Raw genomic sequence first — 5530 nt, 5'->3', positions numbered from 1 at the left:
CTCATGAGCAAAATGCGTTCGAACACTTTGTCCAGTCCGTAGACGAACCTGTCCTCCACAAGCGGGACAGGTGTAGGGTTGCTTGGCAAGCTCCTCTTCTAGTGTGTTCACCAGATTTCCCTTGGCATCTCTCGCAACAAACATCGTTTTCCTCCTTTTCTCTATTATTCGAAAAAGAAGACAAAAAACCGAGGCTTCTAATCTTTTGTCATTTCCTCCTAAGGAATAATTGACATTTCTTTTATAACTTTAAAGATTAAAAATCATTAGCTCTTCTTATTTTTTCACAACTAGGGTAGATTGATTGTGTTTTACTCATAAAAAATGGCAGAAAATGAAACATTTTTCTGCCATTGGATTCTTATTTTTTGGTAAAAACAAGGTTCTTACTTGTTTCCTCTACGTTTTTGAGGATGTAAAAGAATACTCAATCCTGCTATTAACGACAGTACAGCAGAGAAGAGGAAGAAAGGATTCTTAGATTCTCCAGTGTTAGGTAGCATTGCTTGGTTACTTACTGCTGTCGTTTCGGTTGGATTTTCGTTTTCTTCATGTGGTTGATCAACTAATATCGGACTAGATGAAGAATTTGAAAATTCCCCTAGACGAATCGCATAGATAGAGAAGTGAGCAGCATGCAATAGGACATAACGTTTATCCGCACTCATTTCAAATGGTACCTGAGATAGGATTTCGCCCCTATCATCTAATAAATAAGCAGCTGTTACATTTTTCTCAACAGGTATATGGATGAGGGCAGGTTGCTTGATTTGAATTGCTTTTCCGATTTCATCTGCAAAGTGGATTTCGTAGGCGCGCAAATCTTTTTTATCTTGCCCCAGAGAATAAGTCTCGACAGATAAAGCAGTCGTCGTGTCTTCTAAACCATTAGCTGCAATGCTGACTTTAATACTTGTACTCTGGTCTTGGTCACTAAAAATCAGACGACCATCCGCTAACTCTTCAACGAGTATACCTGGTTTGCGATAAAGAGGTAAACTTTGAGGTTTCTCAGGAAGTACTGGGTCTGCCGGAGTTTCTGGTTGAGCTGGTTCAACTGGTTGAGCTGGCTGCTCTGGTTGAGCTGGATTCTCTGGCTGAGCTGGATTCTCTGGCTGAGCTGGGTGCTCTGGTTGCGCTGGATTCTCTGGCTGAGCGGGCTGCTCTGGTTGAGTCGGGTGACTTGGCTGAGTTTGTTGCGCCGGATGAACTGGTTCCTCTGGTTGACTTGGTTCAACTGGTTGAGCTGGGTGCTCTGGTTGAGCTGGATTCTCTGGCTGAGCGGGCTCTTCTGGTTGAGTCGGGTGACTTGGCTGAGTCGGATGCTCTGGTTGAGCTGGATTCTCTGGCTGAGCTGGATTCTCTGGCTGAGCTGGGTGCTCTGGTTGTTCTGACTTAACTGGCTGCTCCGGTTGAGCTGGGTGCTCTGGTTGTTCTGACTCAACTGGTTGCTCCGGTTGAGCGGGATTCTCTGGTTGAGCGGGATTCTCTGGTTGAGTCGGATGCTCTGGCTGAACTGGGTGCTCTGGTTGTTCTGGCTGAGCTGGTTCAACTGGTTGAGCTGGGTGCTCTGGTTGGGCTGGCTCAACTGGTTGCGCCGGCTGTTCCGGTTGTGCAGGCTGTGACGGTTGCGCTGGTTGTTCTGGTTCAACTGGGTGCTCCGGTTGAGCGGGCTCTTCTGGCTGAACTGGCTGCGCCGGCTGTTCCGGTTGTGCAGGCTGTGACGGTTGCGCTGGTTGTTCCGGTTGAGCGGGCTCTTCTGGCTGAGCTGGGTGCGCTGGATTATCTGGTTGCTCCGGTTCAACTGGTTGCTCCGGTTGAATCGGTTGGGCTGGCTGAGCTGGGTGCGCTGGATTATCTGGTTGCTCTGGTTCAACTGGTTGCTCCGGTTGAATCGGTTGGGCTGGCTGAGTCGGATGCTCTGGCTGAGCGGGCTGCTCTGGTTGAGTCGGGTGACTTGGCTGAGTCGGCTGCTCTGGCTGAACTGGGTGCTCTGGCTCAACTGGTTGAGTCGGGTGCTCCGGTTGAGCTGGATTCTCTGGCTGAGCGGGCTGGCTCGGTTGAGCTGGATGGGTTGGCTGCTCCGGTTGAGCTGGTGTCTCTGGTTGAGCTGGATTCTCGTAAGGTAATGCTACATTATTCAGATTAAGAGCAAGTCCGTGAATACTCTCGATATTGCCTTCTTGGATACCAGTAATCGTAACTTTTTGATTGCTTTCTTCAGCCATAAATAAGAGTACTTTATTGGATGCTTGGGTATAAAATTCAGCTGTTTTTCCATTTGAAAGTGTCAAAACAGGAATATCATTTACCAATACTTCTTTGTCAAATGTCAAAGCAAAAATGCCTTCATCTACTTTCTCTGTAGCAAGAGCAGTCACCTGTGTCGGTGCAAGCGGATTTTCTGTAAGGAATTTCCAGTTTAACTTTTTAAATGATAATGTATAATCATTTTGTTTTCCTTCTTTATGTTCGTAAAGAAGTCCAAACTCACCTGGCTTGATTTCTTGGAGAGAGTTATAAGCATAAGCCCCGTCCTGTACGAGACGATGATGAAGCCATGTCAGGCTACCATCTTCATTGACACGAGCTAGACGCACTGTCCCGTTGGAACGATTGCGACCGGATCCATTTGAATTTGCTAAAATGACATACTCTTTTCCTTCGTAATGTGTAGAGATAGCGGCCATTTGAACGTACGAATCATGTACATCTGGATAACGCTCAATCGTCTTAAGCCAAGAATGTCCTCCATCCAAACTAGTTGCAACTTGTAGGTCACCTGATAATCCACGCATAAAGAGTTTGATCTGACCATTGTCTAGCTGCACAGCTGTTGACTCTGTATTTTGGTGACTCGCATCAGCAGCTGTCATAGTTGAAGAATGCAATGTTTTCCCATTTACCGGTCGGTTATCATTAACTGCTTCCCCCATCTGCCATGTCACTCCATGGTCATCCGAGTAAATCAGACGAGCTGATTGAGAATTGAGATGCCCTCCAAAGTTTGTAGAATAGGTCGGAACAATCAATCGTCCTGCATGTGGACCCGTTTTTAGTACCAGACCAGTACCAGGTCCAACACCTAAGAATTTCATCCAGTCTGCCTTGACCATGTGGGTGATATCTCGAGGCGCTGACCATGTCTTCCCATCATCATCACTATAAGAAAGCCAGAGATAATTATCACGTGCGATACGGAAAGGAGAGGTTTTCTTGGTTGTAAAATAAACATTTCCTAGCAGACGCTCTCCGTCATAAATGTCTCCCATATCCGCATAATGTTCCTGTTTAGGATTGGTCACGACGCGATACTGAGTCTTTTCGCCAGTTGGAGAATAAACGTTGCCATCTTCACGAATCGTGTAATGACCCGTCTCTCCTTCCCGATAGAGGATTTGATAGGTTTTCCCATCAATCGTCTCGTACATGCTTTCTTTGTGTTCAGACATGCCGAAGATACCTCTTCCTTCTGGGAACATATCATAGATAGAGAAAATACGGTTATTGCTTGGATCTTGAAGAAGTACTTGATCGATAGTGATAGGCGATCCTTGTTTTGGATCTGCTGCATTTGGATTGTCTCGAAGGTTTGCGAGAGTGATACGGTCTCCCCATGTTTTTCCGCCATCTTCACTACGACGGACGACCATAGAAATATCACCCCAGTCCATAGGATGGAGGCGGCGTTCATCTGCAGCCGCAATCAATGTTCCCTTGTTTGTTTTTAAGAGGACAGGAATACGGTAACTATTAATACCATCAAGGTTTCCTCGGTTATTTTCTCCTCCTAAGAAAACATCTTGTTTTTCACTTAACTCTGCACCTGGAGCGAGTTCTGATTGAAGTTGTTTCCTCTTTAAGAGTTGGCTTCTTTCTGCAACTTCATCTGGGGTTAAAACCCTGTCGTAGACAGTAAGATTTCGTATTTTCAGATTGCTTCCCCATTTGAGTTCATTCCCACGCTTGGTTTTCCCGATTTGCATATCTGTCAAATCAGGCATGTCCGGTAAAAACTGACCAGATTTTGGACTAGTACGTGAAAGTACTCCGTTGACATAAACACGTACTTGCCCTTGTGTTTGAGTTGGATTTGGACGTTCGACTGTAAAGGTTACAGAATTCCATTGACCAGGCGTTACTTTTAGTAGGGCATCGTTATAATTTCCATAAAATTGAGCCCCATCACGTCCACGACCTTCAACGATAGCAACTCCATTATTAACAGCGAGTGTGAAATACTCATTCACATATTTTGGGTTATTGCTTGAAGCTGAAAATACACTGTAAAATTTCGGAGCTGTTTCCTCTGGCTTGAACTCGATGTGAATACTTGCGTTGGTCAAGTTTTTCACCTTTTCAAGATGTTCACTCAAATCAACCCTCTGATTATTTTGCGAATTTGTTTCGACATCTTCTACAGTTAATACTTCATTTTCAGCAGCAACATTACGAACAATCTCATCTCGTCTTGGAAATGCTTCACTTTCTTCACCAGTTTCTGTAGTCACTTCCTCACTTGGTGACTCTGCAGTGCTCCCCTCTTCTGCTACTGGCTGTGGGGCTTCACTAGGCTGAACTTCATTTGAAGCGAGGTTGTTATCCCCTGATGGGTTCTCTGTAGGTTGCGGTTGAGATTCAGGAATATCGCTCTTAATAACGTTTTCATTTTGCGGTAGAGTTGGTTGGCTTGCATCAGCTGATACCTGACTAGCAGCTGTCACTAGTAGGCTGTACCCCAAAGCAACAGAAAAGACACCTACGGCAAATTTTCGAATCGAAAATCGTGTACGTTTGTGAAAAAGTTGTTTCGACTGTGGGCTCATAAAAGACCTCCTAAAATGTTTTTTCCTAATTTATTAACAATAAAATTGAACTAATCTTACAATTCATAATAATCATTATATGAACACGCTTACATTATACTGTAAAAATTAAAAAAGCGCAATAGCTTTTGAGTAAAATTTTAACTAATATTGATGAATATATTTCTCCTTTGCTGTCTTCAGACATGGAACCAATTTCCTAGAAATAAGTTCACTCAAAATCAGTTCATTTAGTTCTAGGACGCTAACTAAGAAGCTAGCAGCAGACTGCTCAAAGCACTGCTTTGAGATTGCCAGATGAGACGCAACCGTTATGTTGCAAGGCAAGGCTGACGCGGTTTGAAGAGATTTCCAAAAAGTATCGAGTATAACCTTGTCTCATCGTTCCAATTCATAATAACCATTTTCACTTTTTTGAAGCCATTAAAAGCTCCCCTAGTAACTCTGACAAACGTACTGTACCGTACATTAAAGTTACGTAGAGGAGCTATTCATGATTACTATTCGCGAGTAAAATTACCTTTACTTGATTTTCTTAGCTAGCATGGTCGCAAAGCGTAGCTGGATGCGATTGCCATTTTCATCACGACGATGGAGATGACCTGGATTTTCATTGTACTTGACCAAATCCCAGTCCTTATAATAATCTGCCAACTCCCCTTCCTTAAAGGTAAAAGGAAAGTTGACTGAGCAAGGATAGTCCT

At 44.1% G+C, this 5530-nt stretch carries 2 protein-coding genes and 1 pseudogene; all 3 read right to left on the bottom strand.

The annotated features are described in order from the left end of the window. The coding region (locus SORDD24_RS11750; RefSeq protein WP_269139594.1) for a competence protein CoiA family protein at positions 1-144 on the bottom strand (144 nt) is incomplete at its 3' end. A 242-nt stretch (positions 145-386) separates the two neighbouring features. Then, on the bottom strand, positions 387-4826 hold the full coding sequence (locus SORDD24_RS11175; protein ID WP_061409105.1) for a sialidase domain-containing protein: 4440 nt from the start codon (positions 4824-4826) through the stop codon (positions 387-389). 522 nt (positions 4827-5348) lie between these two features. Continuing rightward, positions 5349-5530, bottom strand: a pseudogene (locus SORDD24_RS11745) (tellurite resistance methyltransferase TehB); the annotation flags it as partial.

This window comes from Streptococcus oralis (genome assembly GCF_001579175.1).
Classification (GTDB): domain Bacteria; phylum Bacillota; class Bacilli; order Lactobacillales; family Streptococcaceae; genus Streptococcus; species Streptococcus oralis_O.
Note: the sequence above shows the minus strand (reverse complement) of the source record. Positions and strands in the feature narration are given on the sequence as shown.